General features: G+C 71.4%; 1 pseudogene. It reads left to right on the top strand.

From position 1 onward, the window contains the following. Positions 1-297: pseudogene (locus tag EN786_RS37090) on the top strand (histidine phosphatase family protein); the annotation flags it as partial.

Below are 297 nucleotides of genomic sequence, written 5' to 3'. Positions count from 1 at the left end.
GCCCCGCGCGGGCTGAAGACGGCGCCGCTGATCGGGCGCGAGCTTTCGCGGCGCGGCTGGCTGCCAGAGCTCGCGCTGGTCTCGCCGGCGCTGCGCACCCGCGATACCTGGCGGCTGGTCGCTCAGGAACTGCCGAAGCATGTGTCCGCGCAATTCGCGGAAGAGCTCTACGAGGCGGCCCCGGCCACCATCCTGGCGTGCGTGCGGCGGGCCAAGGCGACCAACCTGCTCGTGATCGGCCACAATCCCGGCCTGCAGAATTTTGCGCTTAGGCTGGCCGGCGCCGGGTCGGATGAG

Origin of the sequence: Mesorhizobium sp. M4B.F.Ca.ET.143.01.1.1, assembly GCF_004792275.1 — a bacterium.
GTDB classification, from domain to species: Bacteria; Pseudomonadota; Alphaproteobacteria; order Rhizobiales; family Rhizobiaceae; genus Mesorhizobium; species Mesorhizobium abyssinicae.
This window is presented reverse-complemented; position numbering and strand designations above follow the sequence as displayed.